Here is a 16035-nt window from a genome sequence, read left to right as displayed (position 1 = left end):
AATGCTGCAATTTGAAAACGTTTCGACCTTTTACGGCAAGATCCAGGCCCTGCACGGCGTCAACGTCGAAGTGCGCCAGGGCGAGATCGTCACCCTGATCGGCGCCAACGGTGCTGGCAAATCGACCCTGATGATGACCTTGTGCGGTTCCCCGCAAGCCCACAGCGGCAGCATTCGTTATCTGGGCGAGGAACTGGTGGGGTTGAGCTCGGCGCAGATCATGCGCAAAAGCATCGCTGTTGTACCTGAAGGGCGCCGGGTGTTTGCTCGTTTGACTGTGGAAGAGAACCTCGCCATGGGCGGATTCTTTACCGAGAAGCAGGAATACGAAGAGCAAATGGATAAGGTTCTGCACTTGTTCCCGCGCCTGAAAGAACGTTTCACACAACGGGGTGGCACCATGTCCGGTGGTGAGCAGCAAATGCTCGCCATTGGCCGTGCGCTGATGAGCAAGCCCAAGCTGTTGTTGCTGGATGAACCATCGCTAGGATTGGCCCCGATCATCATTCAACAGATTTTCGACATCATCGAACAGCTGCGTGATGAGGGTGTAACGGTGTTTCTGGTGGAGCAAAACGCCAACCAGGCGCTCAAAATCGCTGACCGCGCCTACGTGCTGGAAAACGGCCGGGTCGTCATGCAAGGCACCGGCGAGCAACTGCTCAACGATCCAAAAGTGCGTGACGCCTATCTGGGTGGCTAATGCTGCCTGCGACACAAAAAACGGCCCTTCGGGGCCGTTTTTTATTGCCCCCTACCGGGCTTTCTGTAGCCGCTGCCGCAGGAACGGGGGGAGGTTGCAGTTAAAAACCAAAAAATAATTCAGGTGCGTTGTAACAACTGCCCCCCTCGTTTCTCTAGTTGGGTAAGCCGGCAGCAATCGCTACCGGGATCTGGAGAATCACCATGAACAGCAAAACTACCCGCACCCTGTCCGCCGCTGCACTGGCACTTGCTCTGGGTTCCGCCCTGAGCATCGCCGCCCTGCCCGCTCAGGCTGCTGGCGATATGGAGAAGTGCTTCGGGGTTGCCATGAAAGGCCATAACGATTGCGCCGCAGGGGCAGGCACTACCTGTGCAGGAACCGCCAAGGTAGACAATCAGGCCAATGCCTGGAAGCTCGTACCAAAAGGCACCTGCGAAACAACCTCCAGCAGCACATCGCCTACCGGCTTTGGCCAAATGGCTGCCTACAAAGCCAAATCCTGATTCGCACACTGAGTGCTGATGATGCACAGCCCGCTTGCTTCGCTCATCGCGCCTCGTGCGCCCCAGCTCCCGCCGCGTGCGGGGCTGGGGCTCAAGGCCGAACATTTCCAGGATGTACTCGCCACCCGGCCTGACGTCGGGTTCTTTGAAGTACACGCCGAAAACTACATGGTTGCCGGAGGTCCGTTCCACCACTACCTGAGCCTGATTTGCGAACAGTATCCCCTGTCGATTCACGGCGTCGGTCTGTCGATCGGGGGCCAAAGCCCGCTCAATCCCGAACATTTGCAACGCTTGAGCACATTGCTCGACCGCTACCGGCCCCAGATGTTTTCCGAACATCTGGCATGGTCTTCCCACGGGCCGTATTTTTTGAACGACCTGCTGCCTTTGCGTTATGACACCGCCACGCTGACGCGGGTATGCGCGCACATTGATCAGGTCCAGAACCTGTTGCAGCGCCAGATCCTGCTGGAAAACCCCGCCACCTATATTGAGTTCGACGAGGCCCATTTCGACGAGGCCGACTTCATCCACGAAGTCATCACCCGCAGTGGTTGTGGCCTATTGCTGGACGTTAACAACCTGTACGTGTCCTGCATCAACCACGCCCGTGATCCCCTGGCCTACCTCAATGCATTGCCACTGCGGGCTGTTGGAGAGATTCATCTGGCAGGTTTTGCCGAAGAGTCCGACAGCCTTGGCGAGCGACTGCTTATCGACAACCACGGATCACCCGTCGATCAAGTCGTGTGGACGCTGTACCGACAAGCACTGGAGCGGACGGGCCCAATGGCCACCCTGATCGAGCGCGACAACCATCTGCCTGCACTCGCCGAACTCGTCAAGGAAGCACAACTTGCCGAGCACTACCTGAGCAGCACACAGGTGCAACCATGAATATGCAAGAGGCTTTCAGCGCAGCGCTGCTCGATCCTGATACGCCTTACCCGCAAGGTATTTCCTGCCATAACGGCGACATTGAGCGTCGTTTTGCGGTTTATCGCAACAATGTCCACAGTGGCCTGATCAACGCACTGGCCACGAGCTATCCGGTCGTTTCGCAGCTGGTTGGCGACGTTTTCTTTCAGGCAATGGCGCGGGCTTTTATTCAAGAGTTCCCGCCCAAAAGCCCTGTAATGAGCACCTATGGCGTCCAGTTCGCAGATTTTGTCGAGGGTTTCGCACCTGCCAGCAGCGTGCCTTACCTGGCGGATGTCGCACGATTGGAACGGTTGTGCGTCCAGGCCTTTCACGCCGCAGACGCCTGCGCAGTGGACCCGCACTTATTAATCCGCGCGCTCAACAACCCGGACAGTCTGGGCCAGCTGTGCCTGCAACTGCATCCCGGCGTTGCAAGCCTGGATTCACCCTACGCCATAGCTGCTCTATGGACCGCACATCAACACCAGGGCCAAATCCAGGGCCTTGACCCGCACCAGCCTCAAAGCGCCGTGGTGCTACGCAACGGATTACGGGTGGAAGTGTTCGCGGTCGGCTGCGGGTGTGCAGCGTTTGTGGACGGGCTCAAGGAAGGCCGGACCCTGGAACTGGCCGCTTGCCAGGCTCTGGAAGCCGCCCCTGATTTTGATCTGGGCCAGGCCCTGGCGCTGCTGATCAGCCATGACGCCATCACCGGCCTACACCCCACCGCAGAGGTTTCGCCATGAACACCCATGCAACGCCCACATGCCAGATACGCCGTTTAATCGGACTGATGCAACGCATTCCCCACACGCTGATAGCCTTTGTCGCACGGTTTTCTATCGCTGCGGTGTTCTGGAAGTCCGGCCAGACCAAAGTCGAGGGCCTGGCGATCGACCTGGTGAACGGCACCTTTGAACTCAATACCCCACACTTGGCCGACTCTGCGGTGTACTTGTTCAGTACGGAGTACAAACTCCCGCTGCTGCCCCCGGACATTGCCGCGTACGCAGCAGCTTTCAGTGAACACGTCTTCCCGCTGCTGATCCTGCTGGGGCTTGCCACCCGTTTTTCGGCACTGGCACTGCTGGGGATGACGCTGACCATTCAGTTATTCGTGTACCCGGACGCCTACCCCACTCACGGGACATGGATCGCGATTCTGTTGTACCTGATGGCCAGAGGCCCCGGTGCGTTGTCGATTGATCACCTGATCGCCAGACGTTTTCGTTACCGCGCGTCAATGGCCTCACCACTGCGCCGGAACCAGCCTGCAAGGTAATCCGCCAAAACCTGCGTGCGCTTCGGCAAACCACCCTGATAGGGGTGAACCAGGTACATGGGGTTACTGCGTGTCTGATAGTCACGCAGCAACGCGCGCAATCGTCCATCGGCCAGTTCGGCATTGAGCATGTATGACGGCAGGCGGGCGATGCCGGCACCGATCACCGCGGCTTTTTTCAGCAAGCTGTAGTGATTGCTGGCAAACGGCCCCGAGACCCGCACACGGTGCAGTTCATGCTGGAGGTGGTACTGCCACTCTTCGCGGCCGCTGTAGTGACTGTTGAGCAGGCAACGGTGCTCGACCAGTTGCTGCGGGGTGACTGGCTCGCCGTATTGCTCAAGGTAGGCCGGGCTCGCACAGGTGATCTCCTGCCAGTTGAGCACCAGTTTTGCCACCAGTCGCTCGTTATTGGCGACCTGAGAACGGATCGCCAGATCGAAGCCCCCCCGCGCCATGTCGCGGTAGCTGTTGTTGAGTTCCAGCTCAATCTGCACCTGGGGGTATTCGCGGGAAAATTCCATCAGCAGCGAATCAAAAAATGTTTCGCCCAAGGATACGGGCACGGTCATACGTACCGGGCCTGCCATATCGTCCTTGAGTCGGGCTAATGCCTGACGCGCCCGCTCCACTTGCACGACCAATGCCCGGGCCTGGGGCAGTAACGCTGCGCCAGCAGCCGTCAGGCTCAAACGCCGTGTGGTGCGGTGCAGCAACACCACCGCAAACTGAGCCTCCAAGAGGCTGATGCGCTTGGACAATTGCCCTTTGCTGCAACCCAGCTGCTGGGCGGCCAAGGTAAAACTCCCCGCGTCGATCAACACCGCGAACGCCGCCAAGTCATCCATTTCGCTCATGGATTGTTTCCATATGAAAACCAAAGGTTGCCTATTAGTGCGCTTATCCCGCTAAAAAACCACCACTAGACTAAGCACTCACCTCTTCCTGTAAGGAACACCCCATGAAAATCCTGTTGATCGGCGCTAACGGCACCATTGGTTCAGCCATTGATCGCGAGCTGTCGTCGCGCCACGAGATCGTGCGTATTGGCCGCAATAGCGGCGATTTTCAGGTCGATATCAGCGACAGCTCATCGATTCGCAACCTGTTCGAACAGACCGGACGCTTCGACGCGCTGGTCTGTGCCGCTGGCAACGTCAAGTTCGCCGCACTGGAAGACATGAGCGAAAGCGACTTCGCCCTGGGCCTGCAGGACAAGTTGATGGGGCAAGTCAACCTGCTGCTGATCGGTCGCGAGTTTGCCAACGATGGCGCCTCGTTCACCTTCACCAGCGGTGTCATCAATCGCGAACCGATTCGCACGGGCAGTTCCGCGGCACTGGTCAACGCAGCACTCGACGGCTTTGTAAAAGCGGCTGCCATCGAGCTGCCACGGGGGCTGCGGGTTAACTCGGTGAGCCCTACGGTACTGGAAGAGGCGATGGGCAAGTACGCCCCGTACTTCCGCGGTTTTAAGCCGGTGGCAGGCGCAGACGTGGCTCTGGCCTACGCCAAAAGTGTCGAAGGCCTGCAAACTGGACAGACCTATATAGTGGGTTGAGCCGAGTTCTGTAGTCGCTGCCGCAGGCTGCGAAGGGTTGCTCCGCAACCCGTTTTCTCGAAATCAACGCAGGCCTGATCGCAGCCTGCGGCAGCGACTACAGAAGGTGAACCTCTTGTGATGCACCGCCAGCCTGAGTAACGTGGCGGCTCTAGTCAGGAGTCCCAACGATGCGTGCTGTTCGTCCCGTGGTTTTGTTTGCCCTGCTGCCCCTGTTTGCGGGCTGCCAACTGCTCAACAGCAAGCCAGCTGACACCACCGCCGGCCTGACCCGCCTGCAAGGTGAGCTGGTTTCATCCGGTGATCAGTTGGTGTTCCAACCGTGCGTCGGCCAGCAGCGCTATGAAGTGCGCGACAGCGACAACACCACCCTGGTGCAGGACGCTTCTTACATGCCCAATAAACCGGGCAAGTTGTTCGCCGATATTCGCGGCAGTTTTGTCGCCAGCAAAACCCCCGGTGCGGACGGTGAAGTCCAGGTGCAACAGCTCTATCGCCTGGAACGCAACAGCAACGCCTGCCAGGACCTTAACTTCAAGCAACTGACCGTACACGCCAACGGCAATGGCCCGGCATGGGAAGTACAGGCCGGCGGCAAGGGCATGGTGCTTAAACGCGAAGGCCAGCCGGACCTGGCACTGCCTTATGTTGAAGAACAGATCGGTGACGGTCGTTTTTCGCTGTCCACTGAAGCCAACAATCAACGCATAGAGCTGTGGGTTGCCCCTCAACGTTGCACCGACAGTGTCGACGGCAGCGTGCAGCATCTGGGTGCAGAGCTGCGGATCAACGGTCAGGTCCAGCGCGGCTGTGGCTATTTTGGTGGCGCACGCAACGACTAACCGACAACTGTTGCCGCATAGTGCCCCGAAGCAGCTTACAATTGGCGGTTCTGCCAGGGTTTACCTGGCCCCCCGATACTGGACACTGTCATGTTACGAATTACCGAACTCAAGCTGCCGATCGACCATCCCGAAGAAGACCTGCGCCCTGCCATCCTGCAGCGCCTGGGCATCGAAAGTGATGACCTGCTCGATTTCACCTTGTTCAAGCGCAGCTACGATGCGCGTAAAAAATCGTCCGAATTGTGCTTTATCTACACCATCGACCTGAGTGTGCGCGATGAAGCGCCGCTGTTGGCCAAGTTCGCGGACGACCGTAACGTCAATCCAGCGCCAGACGTCAGCTACAAAGTCGTCGGCCAGGCCCCACAAGACTTGAGCCAGCGCCCGATTGTGGTGGGTTTTGGTCCGTGCGGTATTTTCGCCGGCTTGCTGCTGGCACAGATGGGCTTCAAGCCGATCATTCTTGAGCGCGGCACCGAAGTTCGCCAGCGCACCAAGGACACCTGGGGCCTGTGGCGTAAAAACGTACTCAACCCCGAGTCCAACGTACAGTTTGGTGAAGGCGGCGCGGGCACGTTCTCGGACGGCAAGCTTTACAGCCAGATCAAGGATCCCAAGCACCACGGCCGTAAAGTGCTGCACGAGTTTGTCAAAGCCGGTGCCCCGGACGAGATCCTCTACGTCAGCAAGCCGCATATCGGTACGTTCCGTCTGACCGGTGTCGTCGAAAACATGCGCCAGCAGATCATCGCGCTGGGCGGTGAAGTCCGTTTTCAACAGCGTGTGACTGACGTCCTGATCGACGACGGCCAGTTGACCGGTGTGGTACTGGCCGACGGCGAACAGCTGAACTCGCGCCACGTGATCCTGGCCCTGGGCCACAGCGCCCGTGAGACGTTCCGCATGCTCCACGGTCGTGGCGTGTACATGGAAGCCAAACCGTTCTCGGTAGGTTTCCGGATCGAACACCCGCAGTCGTTGATCGACAGCGCACGTCTGGGCAAGTACGCGGGCCACCCGAAACTGGGCGCCGCCGACTACAAACTGGTTCACCACGCCAAAAACGGCCGTTCGGTCTACAGCTTCTGCATGTGCCCAGGCGGCACCGTGGTTGCGGCTACCAGCGAGCCGGGTCGTGTTGTGACCAACGGTATGAGCCAGTACTCACGTAACGAACGCAACGCCAACTCGGGCATCGTGGTCGGCATCACACCTGAGGACTATCCAGGTGGGCCATTGGCCGGTATCGAGCTGCAGGAACGCCTGGAAGCCCACGCCTACGTGTTGGGTGGCAGCAATTACGAAGCACCGGCGCAACTGGTGGGTGACTTTATTGCAGGCAAACCTTCATCGGCCCTGGGCAGCGTCGAGCCGTCCTACAAACCGGGTGTGTCCCTGGGTGATCTGGCCCTGGCCTTGCCGGACTACGCCATTGAAGCCATCCGTGAAGCCTTGCCGGCGTTCGAGAAACAGATCAAGGGTTTCTCGATGCATGATGCGATTCTGACCGGGATCGAAACCCGTACCTCGTCGCCTCTGCGCATGACCCGTGATGCGTCGATGCAAAGCCTCAACGTCAAGGGCCTCTTCCCGGCAGGCGAAGGCGCAGGCTATGCAGGTGGCATTCTGTCGGCCGGTGTCGACGGCATCCGGATTGCCGAGGCTGTCGCTCGCGACATTCTGGGTATCGAAGCGTAGGTTTTTGACGCAGTAGGAGCGAGCTTGCTCGCTCCTACAAACCCCGCATCAGAGCCCTGCCCGCAACACCCCTTCAGGCAACGCAGCGCCCTGCTCCACGCAGGCTTTGACTGCACCGATCAACGCGTCCAGTTCATAACCCTGAGCTTTGAGCCACTGCGCATCGTAGTAGGTCGTGGCATACCGCTCACCGCCATCACACAAAATCGCCACAATCGAGCCGCTTTCACCGTTGGCAACCATCTGCTGCGCCGCGATCAATGCGCCAATCAGATTCGTCCCGCTCGATCCTCCGACCCGTCGCCCCATGCGCTGCGCCAAGTAGTGCATTGCAGCCAGGGACAAGGCATCCGGAACCTTGACCATCGCGTCGATCACCTTCGGCAAAAATGAGGCCTCGACCCTGGGCCTGCCGATACCCTCAATGCGCGAGCCGCAGTCCAGTCGCAAACTGGCATCACCGCTCAGGTAAAAGTCGAAGAACACAGAACGTTCGGCGTCGGCACACAGCACGCGGGTATTGTGCTGGCGATATCGGACATAGCGCCCCAGGGTTGCGGTCGTACCGCCCGTGCCCGGGCTGGAGATCAACCAACTCGGCTCCGGGTGACGTTCATAACGCAGTTGCTGGAAGATCGACTCGGCGATGTTGTTGTTCGCTCGCCAGTCCGTAGCCCGCTCGGCATAGGTGAACTGGTCCATGAAATGGCCACCGGTTTCCCGGGCCAGCCGCTCGGACTCGGCATGTATCCGGGTAGGGTCTTCCACCAAATGGCTTTGGCCACCATAAAAGGCTATTTGCTCGATCTTGGCAGGCGAGGTGCTGGCAGGCATCACGGCAATAAAGGGCAAACCCAGCAATCGGGCGAAATAGGCTTCAGACACTGCCGTCGAACCGCTGGACGCTTCGATCACCGGTGAGCCGGCCTTTAGCCAGCCATTACACAAGGCATATAAAAACAGTGACCTCGCCAAACGGTGCTTGAGGCTGCCCGTCGGGTGACTTGACTCGTCCTTGAAGTACAACTCGATACCCGCAAAACCCGGCAGCGACACAGGAATCAGATGGGTGTCAGCACAGCGCTGAAAGTCTGCTTCAATCGTACGAATGGCTTCGCGTGCCCACTGGCGGTCTTGGTTCATGGAGGGTGGCTCGTGATAGCAAAAGGGAAAGCACAGCATGTGCGTGCGGTGTGCAGCGACCAATCCTAAGGCATTTCCTACAGTCGCCACAGGCACAGAACCGTCTCAATTTGACACACAACTGCTAGGCTCTTTGGCGATGCGAGAGCAAACCCCTGCTTATAACAAAAAAGAATATAGTTTTTGTTTTAACCCCTAACCCCACAGGTTAGGGTGTCGCACCTTTTACTTAATCGATGGAGAGCGACCTTGCCTCTGCGTAGTACTTTCACTCGTTTCTTTCAGTTGGAAGCTGCCAGCGGTCTGCTGTTGATTGCCGCGGCCGCTCTGGCTTTGATCATCAATAACTCACCGCTTTCCCATTACTACACGGCCTTTCTGGACGTGCCGGTAGCGGTACAAATCGGCGCCCTGCAAATTGCCAAGCCTTCGCTGCTGTGGATCAACGATGGCCTGATGGCCTTGTTCTTTCTGCTGATCGGCCTCGAGGTCAAGCGCGAACTGCTCGAAGGCCAGCTGTCCAAGCCCTCGCAAGTGGTGCTGCCGGGGGCCGCGGCCATCGGCGGGATGGTCGTGCCTGCGCTGATTTACTGGTACATCAACAAAGACTACCCCGACGCGCTGGGCGGCTGGGCGATCCCCATGGCCACTGACATCGCCTTCGCCCTCGGCGTGCTGGCCTTGCTTGGCAAACGCGTACCGGTGTCTCTCAAGCTATTCCTGATGACCCTGGCGATCATCGACGATCTGGGGGCGATCATCGTGATCGCGGTGTTCTACTCCAGCGAACTGTCCGGCCTGTCGCTGCTGCTGGCAGCGGCATGCCTGATTGCCCTGATTGCGATGAACCGCATGGGCGTGATCAAAGTTGCGCCTTATATGATCATCGGCCTGATCCTCTGGGTGTGCGTGCTCAAAAGTGGTGTGCATGCCACGCTGGCGGGTGTAACGCTGGCGTTCTGTATCCCGCTGCGGACCAAGAACTCAGAACCGTCACCATTGATGACCATTGAGCATGCACTGCATCCGTGGGTGGCTTACGCGATCCTGCCGTTGTTTGCCTTCGCCAATGCCGGTGTATCGCTGGCGGGTGTCAGCCTGCACAGTTTCGTCAGTCACGTGCCGATGGGCATTGCGGCGGGCTTGCTGATCGGTAAGACCGTCGGTGTGTTCGGCCTGACCTGGATCGCCATCAAGACCGGTATGGCATCACTGCCCGCTGGGGCCAACTGGGGCCAGGTGCTGGGCGTCGCCATCCTGTGCGGCATCGGCTTCACCATGAGCCTGTTCGTGGGGTCACTGGCGTTCGTAGCAGGCAGTAGCGAGTATGTGGGCATGGACCGCATGGGCATCCTGACCGGCTCCATCCTGGCGGCGCTGATCGGCTATGCCGTCACACTGTTCTTCAGCCGCAAACAATCATTAGCGTGACCCTGCTTTAATGCGGGAGCGGGCTGGCCCGGACAAAGGCAACGCAGATCATCTGCGTTGCCTTTGTCGCGACTGAACCGCCAAAAGAGGGAAACGTGGTCGATAAATTTCAGATTGTGCAATACGCGGGCATCACCGTGATGTTCCCGGCAGCGTTGGTCATTGCTGCCTGGTTATGGGTTGGCGCGTCGAAAAAAATCGCGTGTCTATGGTTGGGCGTGCTGGTGTGTGCCTACCTCATCGTGGGCGCGAGCAAGATCCTGTTCAAGGGCTGGGGCATTGGCCTGCATGACCTGGGCATTGCCGTCTTCAGCGGACACGCGATGAACGCTTGCCTGGTTTTCACCGTGATGCTGAATCTGCTGTGCCAACAGCTCGATCAACGTTTGCGCTGGCCAGTACTGGGGGCCGGCTTAGTGGCGACCTGGTGGTTTGCCATCCATTACGTTGCCCACACCATTCACCCATTGCCGGAGGCTATCGCAGGCGCACTGATAGGTTCGGTTGCCGCGTGTGTGTTTTTGTTTAGCGTCAAGCAATACAACCTCAGCAAGGTTCCACGGCCAGCGCTGATGATGGGCCTGGCAGTGGTGCTGGCGTTCGACGCCATGCCCAAGTACACGGCAGAACGCTTGCTCGATCACATCGCCATAACGCTGTCGGGGGCCGACCAGGCCTTCAGGCACTCGTCCTGAGCTGAATCAGCGGACATGAAAAAACCCCGGCCAGTTCGCACTGGCCGGGGTTTTGTTTTAGCGCTGCCGCCCGATTTACTGGGTAACGCGGCTGGTGCCATCAACGGTCATGATGCGCACGCGCTCACCGGTACGGAACACCTGGTTCGGCTCAACCTGCTGCACATAGGCACGGGTGCTGCCGTCGTCTTCACGTACGGTGATTTCTACGCCCTGGGTCTTGGTCAGGCCCGATTCGGCCGCAGAACCCAGCAGGCCACCGGCTACTGCGCCGATAACAGCTGTCACGATGCTGCCACGGCCACCGCCGATGGCGCTGCCGCCCACACCGCCCACGATAGCGCCGGTTGCAGCGCCGATCGGAGTCTTGGTGCCTTCGATCTGCACCGGACGCAAGGCAACGATGGTGCCCATACGAACGGTCTGTACACGTCGAGCTTCGTCACGGGAGTAGGTATCGCCGGTCAGGTTGGAGGTGCAGCCGCCCAACAAGACAGTCATGGTAGAAAAAGCGGCAACCAACAGAACAGACTTACGCATAGGATCAACTCCAAAAGATCAGGGATTCATTAAACTCCGCAGCCGGGGACCTGTCACGGTACAGCGCGGGTAAAAAGGCTTTATTCAGCGTCTGTACAGTAAAAACAGAACCGTTTAGCCGTTTCAAAACTTCAGCAAAGAGTAGCGCGAAATAATCATCTTGCATTGCGCGCCACCCTCGCAAGTAACGTCTTTAAGGCGCCAGGCGCTCTCGAGTCCACTCAGTCCCTTCACGCCGATAGTTAAGGCGATCATGCAGACGGCTTGGCCGCCCCTGCCAGAACTCAATGCGCTGGGGCAACAACCGGTAGCCGCCCCAGTGCTCGGGGCAATGGGGCTGGGCGTCGCTGAACCGCGCCTCGGTGGCCTTGAGCAAACCGACCAACTCGTCACGATCCGCAATCACCTGGCTTTGCGGCGAGGCCCAGGCTCCGATCCGGCTGCCCAGAGGTCGAACCTGATAATAGGCATCGGACTCTTGGGGCGTGACCTTGACCACTTGCCCCTCGATGCGCACCTGACGCTCCAGGGTTGGCCAGAAAAAAGTCATGGCCGCGAACGGGCGCTCAGCGAGTTGCTGGCCTTTGGCGCTGGTGTAATTGGTGAAAAAGGTAAACCCCTGTTCATCCAGACCTTTGAGCAAAAGCACACGGCAATGCGGACGCCCCTCGGCATCGACGGTGGCCAGGGTCATGGCATTCGCCTCGACCGGTGGCTGTTCGGTTTTGACCGCGTCGTTGAACCACTGATGAAACAGCGCGAAGGGCTCGGCCGGGGCTTGAGCCTCGGCCAGCCCGTCACGGGTGTAATCACGTCGCATATCTGCCAATGCTTGAGTCATGCCGCAATCCTTCCCTGAATCAATCAGTTCTTGGTCTGATCGTTGGCGGCAACTTTCTTGTCCGCAGCCGCTTTGGCTTTAGCCACGACCGGCTTCTTGGCTGGCGCTGGCTTCACTGCTTTTTTGGCCGGTGCCGCCTTCTTGGCTACAACACCTTTCTTGGCCGGTGCCGCTGCGCTCTTCTTGGCTACAGAAGGTGGAACTGCAGGCTGCACAGCAACCAGTTCAGCGGGCGACAAGGCTGGCTGGCTGTATTTGCTGACCAGCGCGACCATCGTGGCTTGCGGCGTCATCAGGATTTCAACCCGACGGTTCAACGCACGACCTTCATTGCTGTCGTTGGCTGCGCGCGGCATCACAGAACCCATGCCACGCAAAGTCAGGCGGTTACCTTGCAAACCGCTCATGCGGAAGATGGCGGCCACTGACTTGGCGCGATCCAGGCTCAAACGGGTATTGGCGGCCATAGCGCCTGCAGAGTCCGCATGTCCCAACACCAACACGGCAGTTTTTGGATCGCCTTCAACGACTTTGGCCACGCGAGTGAACGGGCCCAGCATCGACGGCATCAGCAAGTCAGGACGGGTCGCCTTGAACGAGCTGTCAGCCGAAGCCACGATGATCAGCAGGTTTTCACGGCGTTCCAGTTGCAGGTTGGTGTCCTTGATCGCGACACGCAGGCGCGGCTCGTATTCATCCAGCCAGGCTTGAGTGATTTTCGGGTCTGGCATCGGGATCACGCCAACCGGGGCAGTTTTGGACGCTTTGTCATCGCCACCGAACGGCCACCACCAATTTTTGGTAGAGGTTGACGCGCCAGCAGGTGCGACAACGGCTGCCACTTTTTCCTTTTCAACCGGGGCGTCTTTCTTGGCGGAGTCAGAACCGAATGGCCACCAGCTGGAGCCACTGTCTTTGGCAACGGCAGCGGCAGCTGGAGCGGGTGTTTTGGCAGCCGGTGCTGGCGTCGGAGCCTTGGCAGCGGGAGCTGCAGTTTTGGCTACGGGTGGCGTTGCTTTGGCGTCAGCCGGTTTGGCCGCAGCACTGGTGCCTTTATCGGCAGGCGTCGACGCCTGGTCGGATGAGCCCAACTGCCACCACTTATGGCCACCTTCGGCGTCATTCTGTGGAGTTTGTGCGCAACCGGTAATGGCCAGGCAGAGAGCCAGAGCTAGGGTCTTATTAGATGACATTGAATATCCACACAATGAATTAGGAATAAAGAGGCAATAAGCCTACATAAAAAAACGTTGCACTCATAAAAGCTACAGGGTTCCGACCTACGGCCTACAAATACCCGACTAGATACACGTCGCCAGGACTTTGACCAGCTTTTGAGCCCTTGGGTCCATCAAAACATAAGGCCCCAGTGTGTTGGTCACAAAACCAAAGGCCACTTCACAATCCGGGTCGGCAAAGCCAATCGACCCGCCAGCACCTGGATGGCCAAAGGCTTTGGGCCCTAAACCGAAGGTCGCGTTAGGCACGCTCGGCTGATCCAGCATGCAACCCAATCCAAGACGGGTCTGGGTACGCAAGGTTTTATCCTCGCCCAGGCTGTGCTCGCGGGTCAGTTGCTCGAACATTTCGGCTTCAAGCAGGCTGCCATCGAGCAGACCGCTGTAGAACCCGGCCAGGCTGCGGGCGTTACCGTGCCCATTGGCCGCTGGCTGTTCCATCCGGCGCCATTCGGGCTTATTGGTACTGGTCATGATCGACGGCGGATTGGTGAATGCCCGTGTGCTCATGGAGGTGGGCTCGTTCATCATCGCCTTCAACAGACGCTGCGCCGCCGCATCCCCCATCGTCCCCTTGCTGCGGGCGATATGGGCCACCCGGTAAAACTCTTCATCCGCCAGCCCGACATGAAAGTCCAGCCCAAGCGGCCTGGCCGTTCGCGCCATGATCGACTGGCCCGCACTGCGGCCGTCGGCACGGCGAATCAACTCGCCCACCAGCCAGCCATAGGTGATCGCGGCATAGCCGTGGCCTTCGCCTGGCGTCCACCAGGGCGCTTCAGCGGCCAGCGCATCGACCATGGTCTGCCATTCATACAATGCCGTTGGCGGCATCAATTCACGCAACGCCGGCAAACCGGCCCGATGGCTCAGTAGCTGGCGCAACGTGATGGATTCTTTACCCGCTGCCGCAAACTCAGGCCAGTAACGGGCAACGGGCACATCGAGTTCCAGCTTGCCCTCTTCCACCAGCTGCAGCGCGGTGACAGCCGTAAAGGTTTTGGTGCACGAAAACAGATTGGCAATGGTGTCTGTGTGCCACGGTTGCTCTGCGTCCTTGTCAGCCGTACCGGCCCACACGTCAAGTACCGTTTCGCCACCGATCTGGATGCACAGTGCCGCACCGCGCTCTTGCGGATCATTGAAAAGATCAGCAAACGCCTCGCGTACTGCTTCGAACTTAAGGTCGTGAAAACCCTGAATCTGCACCCGCACCTCCTGGATCTGCATGGCTCTACAAGGCGTGCATTGTTCCAGCACCGGTAGGATTTTGAAACAGAGCAACGCGCTCTGGACGCACAATTTTTGGGCGTTATTGAATCGGCGCTGAAAGTATCAGCGCCAAAGTGGATTTTTTGTGAAATAGAACGCTTGTAGCCGCTGCACAAGGCAGAGGCTACACATCGTCAACCCGGCCTAAAGTGCCGCGTAGACCAAAGGCGCCAGTTTTTGCACGCGCGGGTCCATCAGCACATGACTGCCCATGGTGGTGGTCACGAAACCAAAGCTTACATCCCGCTCAGGGTCGGCAAAGGATATCGGCCCACCCAGCCCCACATGGCCGAAAGCCTTTGGCCCCATGCGATGTGACGCTCCCGGATCGGCCGGTTGTTCCATCATGCAGCCCAGGCCATAGCGCATGGGCCGCAGCAGGGTGCGGTCTATATCGTTACTGTGCTCGCGGGTGAATTCTTCAAGCAGTTCAGGCCCCACCAGCCGCCCCCCCATCAACGCACTGTAAAACCCGGCCAGGCCATGAGCGGTGCCGTGGCCATTCACACCGGGATGGCGATAAGCCCACCAGCGGGGGTCCGACGTTTGCCTCGACGCATTGGAGGGGTTAGTAAAGGCAAGGGTCGCGACATGCTCGGGCTCGCTGACCATCACGGTGCGCAGGTCTTGCGCGTAGTTATCGCCCGTTCTCCCTTCAGCGCGTTCAAAAGCAGCAATGCGATGAAAGTGCTCCGAATCAACGCCCATATGCACTTCTAAAGCATTGGGCTCAGAAATCCGTTCACGAATAAACCTGCAGGGGTCTCGCCCGTCGGCCCGGCGTATCAATTCGCCAACGATCCAGCCATACGTGGTGGCGCCGTAGCCTACATCGGTCCCGGGTTCCCACCACAGCGGCTCCGCTGCCACGACCTCGGCCATGGCATCCCAGTCGTACATGATGGGCGTGCGGTTAGGCAAACGCAGCGCGGGGATGCCGGAGGTATGGCACAGCACCTGGCGCAATGTGATGCGCCCTTTACCGCCCTGGGAAAATTCCGGCCAATAGTGGGCAACCGTCTGATCCAGCTCCAGCTTGCCCTCCTCGACCAGCATCAGCGCCGCGATGGCGGTGAAAGGCTTGATGCAGCAATAGGTGTTGACCAGCGTGTCGTGACGCCAGGGCTTGTGACCCTCCAAGTCCGCCACACCCGCCCACAGATCGACAACCGTCTCGCCACCGACCTGCACACAGAGTCCTGCCCCACGTTCCTGCGGATCGTCAAAGATCGCCTCGAAGGCTTGCTGAACGGCCTCAAATCCACTTGCACACTTCCCTTTAGCTTCCATGACCAAGACTCCATTCAGTTGAGTGAAGGACCTTAGTTTTAAAGTGGGAATTGAACAGGCAGAAAC

General features: G+C 58.8%; 18 protein-coding genes. 10 read left to right on the top strand and 8 right to left on the bottom strand.

Translation table 11 applies throughout. The features are described from left to right. The first annotated feature begins 1 nt into the window (after position 1). The 5 genes from AACY07_RS04865 (at position 2) to AACY07_RS04845 (ending at position 3415) form a co-directional block, all read left to right on the top strand. Positions 2-703 carry an ABC transporter ATP-binding protein gene (locus tag AACY07_RS04865; RefSeq protein WP_339473698.1) on the top strand — a complete coding sequence of 234 codons (702 nt, stop codon included), beginning with the start codon at positions 2-4 and terminating at the stop codon, positions 701-703. Positions 704-906: 203 nt separating this feature from the next. After that, positions 907-1209, top strand: a complete 303-nt coding sequence (locus AACY07_RS04860) for a BufA1 family periplasmic bufferin-type metallophore (RefSeq protein ID WP_339473696.1) — start codon at positions 907-909, stop codon at positions 1207-1209. Between the two features lie 18 nt (positions 1210-1227). Then, positions 1228-2109, top strand: a complete 882-nt coding sequence (bufB, locus tag AACY07_RS04855; protein ID WP_445261352.1) for an MNIO family bufferin maturase — start codon at positions 1228-1230, stop codon at positions 2107-2109. Beyond that, a complete protein-coding gene (locus AACY07_RS04850) occupies positions 2106-2879 on the top strand; it encodes an HvfC/BufC N-terminal domain-containing protein (RefSeq protein WP_339473694.1) in 774 nt (257 codons plus the stop codon). The genes bufB and AACY07_RS04850 overlap by 4 nt, the downstream gene beginning before the upstream one ends. Beyond that, positions 2876-3415, top strand: a complete 540-nt coding sequence (locus tag AACY07_RS04845; protein ID WP_339473692.1) for a DoxX family protein — start codon at positions 2876-2878, stop codon at positions 3413-3415. Before AACY07_RS04850 ends, AACY07_RS04845 begins: the two co-directional genes overlap by 4 nt. Here the strand turns inward: AACY07_RS04845 and AACY07_RS04840 are convergent. Further along, positions 3364-4272, bottom strand: coding sequence for a LysR family transcriptional regulator (locus tag AACY07_RS04840; protein ID WP_339473690.1), 909 nt, complete (start codon positions 4270-4272; stop codon positions 3364-3366). The two genes, AACY07_RS04845 and AACY07_RS04840, sit on opposite strands and share 52 nt — an antisense overlap. A gap of 104 nt (positions 4273-4376) precedes the next feature. Between AACY07_RS04840 and AACY07_RS04835 the strand changes: the two genes are divergently transcribed. From AACY07_RS04835 to AACY07_RS04825, 3 genes are all read left to right on the top strand, one after another. Then, positions 4377-4976 (top strand): short chain dehydrogenase, encoded by a 600-nt coding sequence (locus tag AACY07_RS04835; RefSeq protein WP_133075855.1) that lies wholly within the window; start codon positions 4377-4379, stop codon positions 4974-4976. 170 nt (positions 4977-5146) lie between these two features. Next, positions 5147-5818 carry a COG3650 family protein gene (locus AACY07_RS04830; protein ID WP_339473688.1) on the top strand — a complete coding sequence of 224 codons (672 nt, stop codon included), beginning with the start codon at positions 5147-5149 and terminating at the stop codon, positions 5816-5818. Positions 5819-5908: 90 nt separating this feature from the next. Next, positions 5909-7519: an NAD(P)/FAD-dependent oxidoreductase gene (locus AACY07_RS04825; RefSeq protein WP_339473686.1), complete on the top strand. Its 1611-nt coding sequence runs from the start codon at positions 5909-5911 to the stop codon at positions 7517-7519. A 48-nt stretch (positions 7520-7567) separates the two neighbouring features. Here the strand turns inward: AACY07_RS04825 and AACY07_RS04820 are convergent, their stop codons facing one another. Beyond that, positions 7568-8662, bottom strand: coding sequence for a PLP-dependent cysteine synthase family protein (locus AACY07_RS04820; RefSeq protein WP_326425473.1), 1095 nt, complete (start codon positions 8660-8662; stop codon positions 7568-7570). A 249-nt stretch (positions 8663-8911) separates the two neighbouring features. Here AACY07_RS04820 and nhaA point away from each other — a divergent pair, with 249 nt between their 5' ends. Both nhaA and AACY07_RS04810 read left to right on the top strand, forming a co-directional pair. Then, positions 8912-10093 carry a Na+/H+ antiporter NhaA gene (gene nhaA / locus AACY07_RS04815; RefSeq protein WP_339473684.1) on the top strand — a complete coding sequence of 394 codons (1182 nt, stop codon included), beginning with the start codon at positions 8912-8914 and terminating at the stop codon, positions 10091-10093. Between the two features lie 95 nt (positions 10094-10188). Then, positions 10189-10788 carry a hypothetical protein gene (locus AACY07_RS04810; protein WP_339473682.1) on the top strand — a complete coding sequence of 200 codons (600 nt, stop codon included), beginning with the start codon at positions 10189-10191 and terminating at the stop codon, positions 10786-10788. Positions 10789-10863: 75 nt separating this feature from the next. On the opposite strand, the gene AACY07_RS04805 is transcribed toward AACY07_RS04810, so the two are convergent. The 6 genes from AACY07_RS04805 to AACY07_RS04780 all read right to left on the bottom strand — a co-directional run bounded on the left by AACY07_RS04805 (position 10864) and on the right by AACY07_RS04780 (position 15969). After that, a complete protein-coding gene (locus AACY07_RS04805) occupies positions 10864-11328 on the bottom strand; it encodes an outer membrane lipoprotein (protein WP_133075861.1) in 465 nt (154 codons plus the stop codon). Between the two features lie 4 nt (positions 11329-11332). After that, the gene (locus AACY07_RS04800; protein ID WP_339473680.1) at positions 11333-11494 is read right to left on the bottom strand and encodes a hypothetical protein; all 162 of its coding nucleotides are present in this window, start codon (positions 11492-11494) and stop codon (positions 11333-11335) included. A 27-nt stretch (positions 11495-11521) separates the two neighbouring features. Further along, positions 11522-12169: a pyridoxamine 5'-phosphate oxidase gene (gene pdxH, locus AACY07_RS04795; RefSeq protein ID WP_339473678.1), complete on the bottom strand. Its 648-nt coding sequence runs from the start codon at positions 12167-12169 to the stop codon at positions 11522-11524. A gap of 23 nt (positions 12170-12192) precedes the next feature. Then, positions 12193-13362, bottom strand: a complete 1170-nt coding sequence (locus tag AACY07_RS04790) for an OmpA family protein (RefSeq protein ID WP_339473676.1) — start codon at positions 13360-13362, stop codon at positions 12193-12195. Positions 13363-13470: 108 nt separating this feature from the next. Then, positions 13471-14616, bottom strand: a complete 1146-nt coding sequence (locus tag AACY07_RS04785; RefSeq protein ID WP_339473923.1) for a serine hydrolase domain-containing protein — start codon at positions 14614-14616, stop codon at positions 13471-13473. A gap of 207 nt (positions 14617-14823) precedes the next feature. After that, a complete protein-coding gene (locus AACY07_RS04780) occupies positions 14824-15969 on the bottom strand; it encodes a serine hydrolase domain-containing protein (protein ID WP_326398386.1) in 1146 nt (381 codons plus the stop codon). Positions 15970-16035 lie beyond the last annotated feature (66 nt).

This window comes from Pseudomonas sp. RL_5y_Pfl2_69 (genome assembly GCF_963970465.1).
Lineage (GTDB): Bacteria > Pseudomonadota > Gammaproteobacteria > Pseudomonadales > Pseudomonadaceae > Aquipseudomonas.
This window is presented reverse-complemented; position numbering and strand designations above follow the sequence as displayed.

Bases quoted from the DNA above. Each gene is read 5' to 3' on its own strand.
- pdxH (WP_339473678.1), bottom strand. From the start codon at position 12,169: ATGACTCAAGCATTGGCAGATATGCGACGTGATTACACCCGTGACGGG.
- AACY07_RS04850 (WP_339473694.1), top strand. From the start codon at position 2,106: ATGAATATGCAAGAGGCTTTCAGCGCAGCGCTGCTCGATCCTGATACG.
- AACY07_RS04840 (WP_339473690.1), bottom strand. From the start codon at position 4,272: ATGAGCGAAATGGATGACTTGGCGGCGTTCGCGGTGTTGATCGACGCG.
- AACY07_RS04820 (WP_326425473.1), bottom strand. From the start codon at position 8,662: ATGAACCAAGACCGCCAGTGGGCACGCGAAGCCATTCGTACGATTGAA.
- AACY07_RS04780 (WP_326398386.1), bottom strand. From the start codon at position 15,969: ATGGAAGCTAAAGGGAAGTGTGCAAGTGGATTTGAGGCCGTTCAGCAA.
- AACY07_RS04825 (WP_339473686.1), top strand. From the start codon at position 5,909: ATGTTACGAATTACCGAACTCAAGCTGCCGATCGACCATCCCGAAGAA.
- AACY07_RS04830 (WP_339473688.1), top strand. From the start codon at position 5,147: ATGCGTGCTGTTCGTCCCGTGGTTTTGTTTGCCCTGCTGCCCCTGTTT.
- AACY07_RS04790 (WP_339473676.1), bottom strand. From the start codon at position 13,362: ATGTCATCTAATAAGACCCTAGCTCTGGCTCTCTGCCTGGCCATTACC.
- AACY07_RS04860 (WP_339473696.1), top strand. From the start codon at position 907: ATGAACAGCAAAACTACCCGCACCCTGTCCGCCGCTGCACTGGCACTT.
- AACY07_RS04865 (WP_339473698.1), top strand. From the start codon at position 2: ATGCTGCAATTTGAAAACGTTTCGACCTTTTACGGCAAGATCCAGGCC.
- AACY07_RS04800 (WP_339473680.1), bottom strand. From the start codon at position 11,494: ATGCAAGATGATTATTTCGCGCTACTCTTTGCTGAAGTTTTGAAACGG.
- AACY07_RS04845 (WP_339473692.1), top strand. From the start codon at position 2,876: ATGAACACCCATGCAACGCCCACATGCCAGATACGCCGTTTAATCGGA.
- AACY07_RS04805 (WP_133075861.1), bottom strand. From the start codon at position 11,328: ATGCGTAAGTCTGTTCTGTTGGTTGCCGCTTTTTCTACCATGACTGTC.
- bufB (WP_445261352.1), top strand. From the start codon at position 1,228: ATGATGCACAGCCCGCTTGCTTCGCTCATCGCGCCTCGTGCGCCCCAG.
- AACY07_RS04835 (WP_133075855.1), top strand. From the start codon at position 4,377: ATGAAAATCCTGTTGATCGGCGCTAACGGCACCATTGGTTCAGCCATT.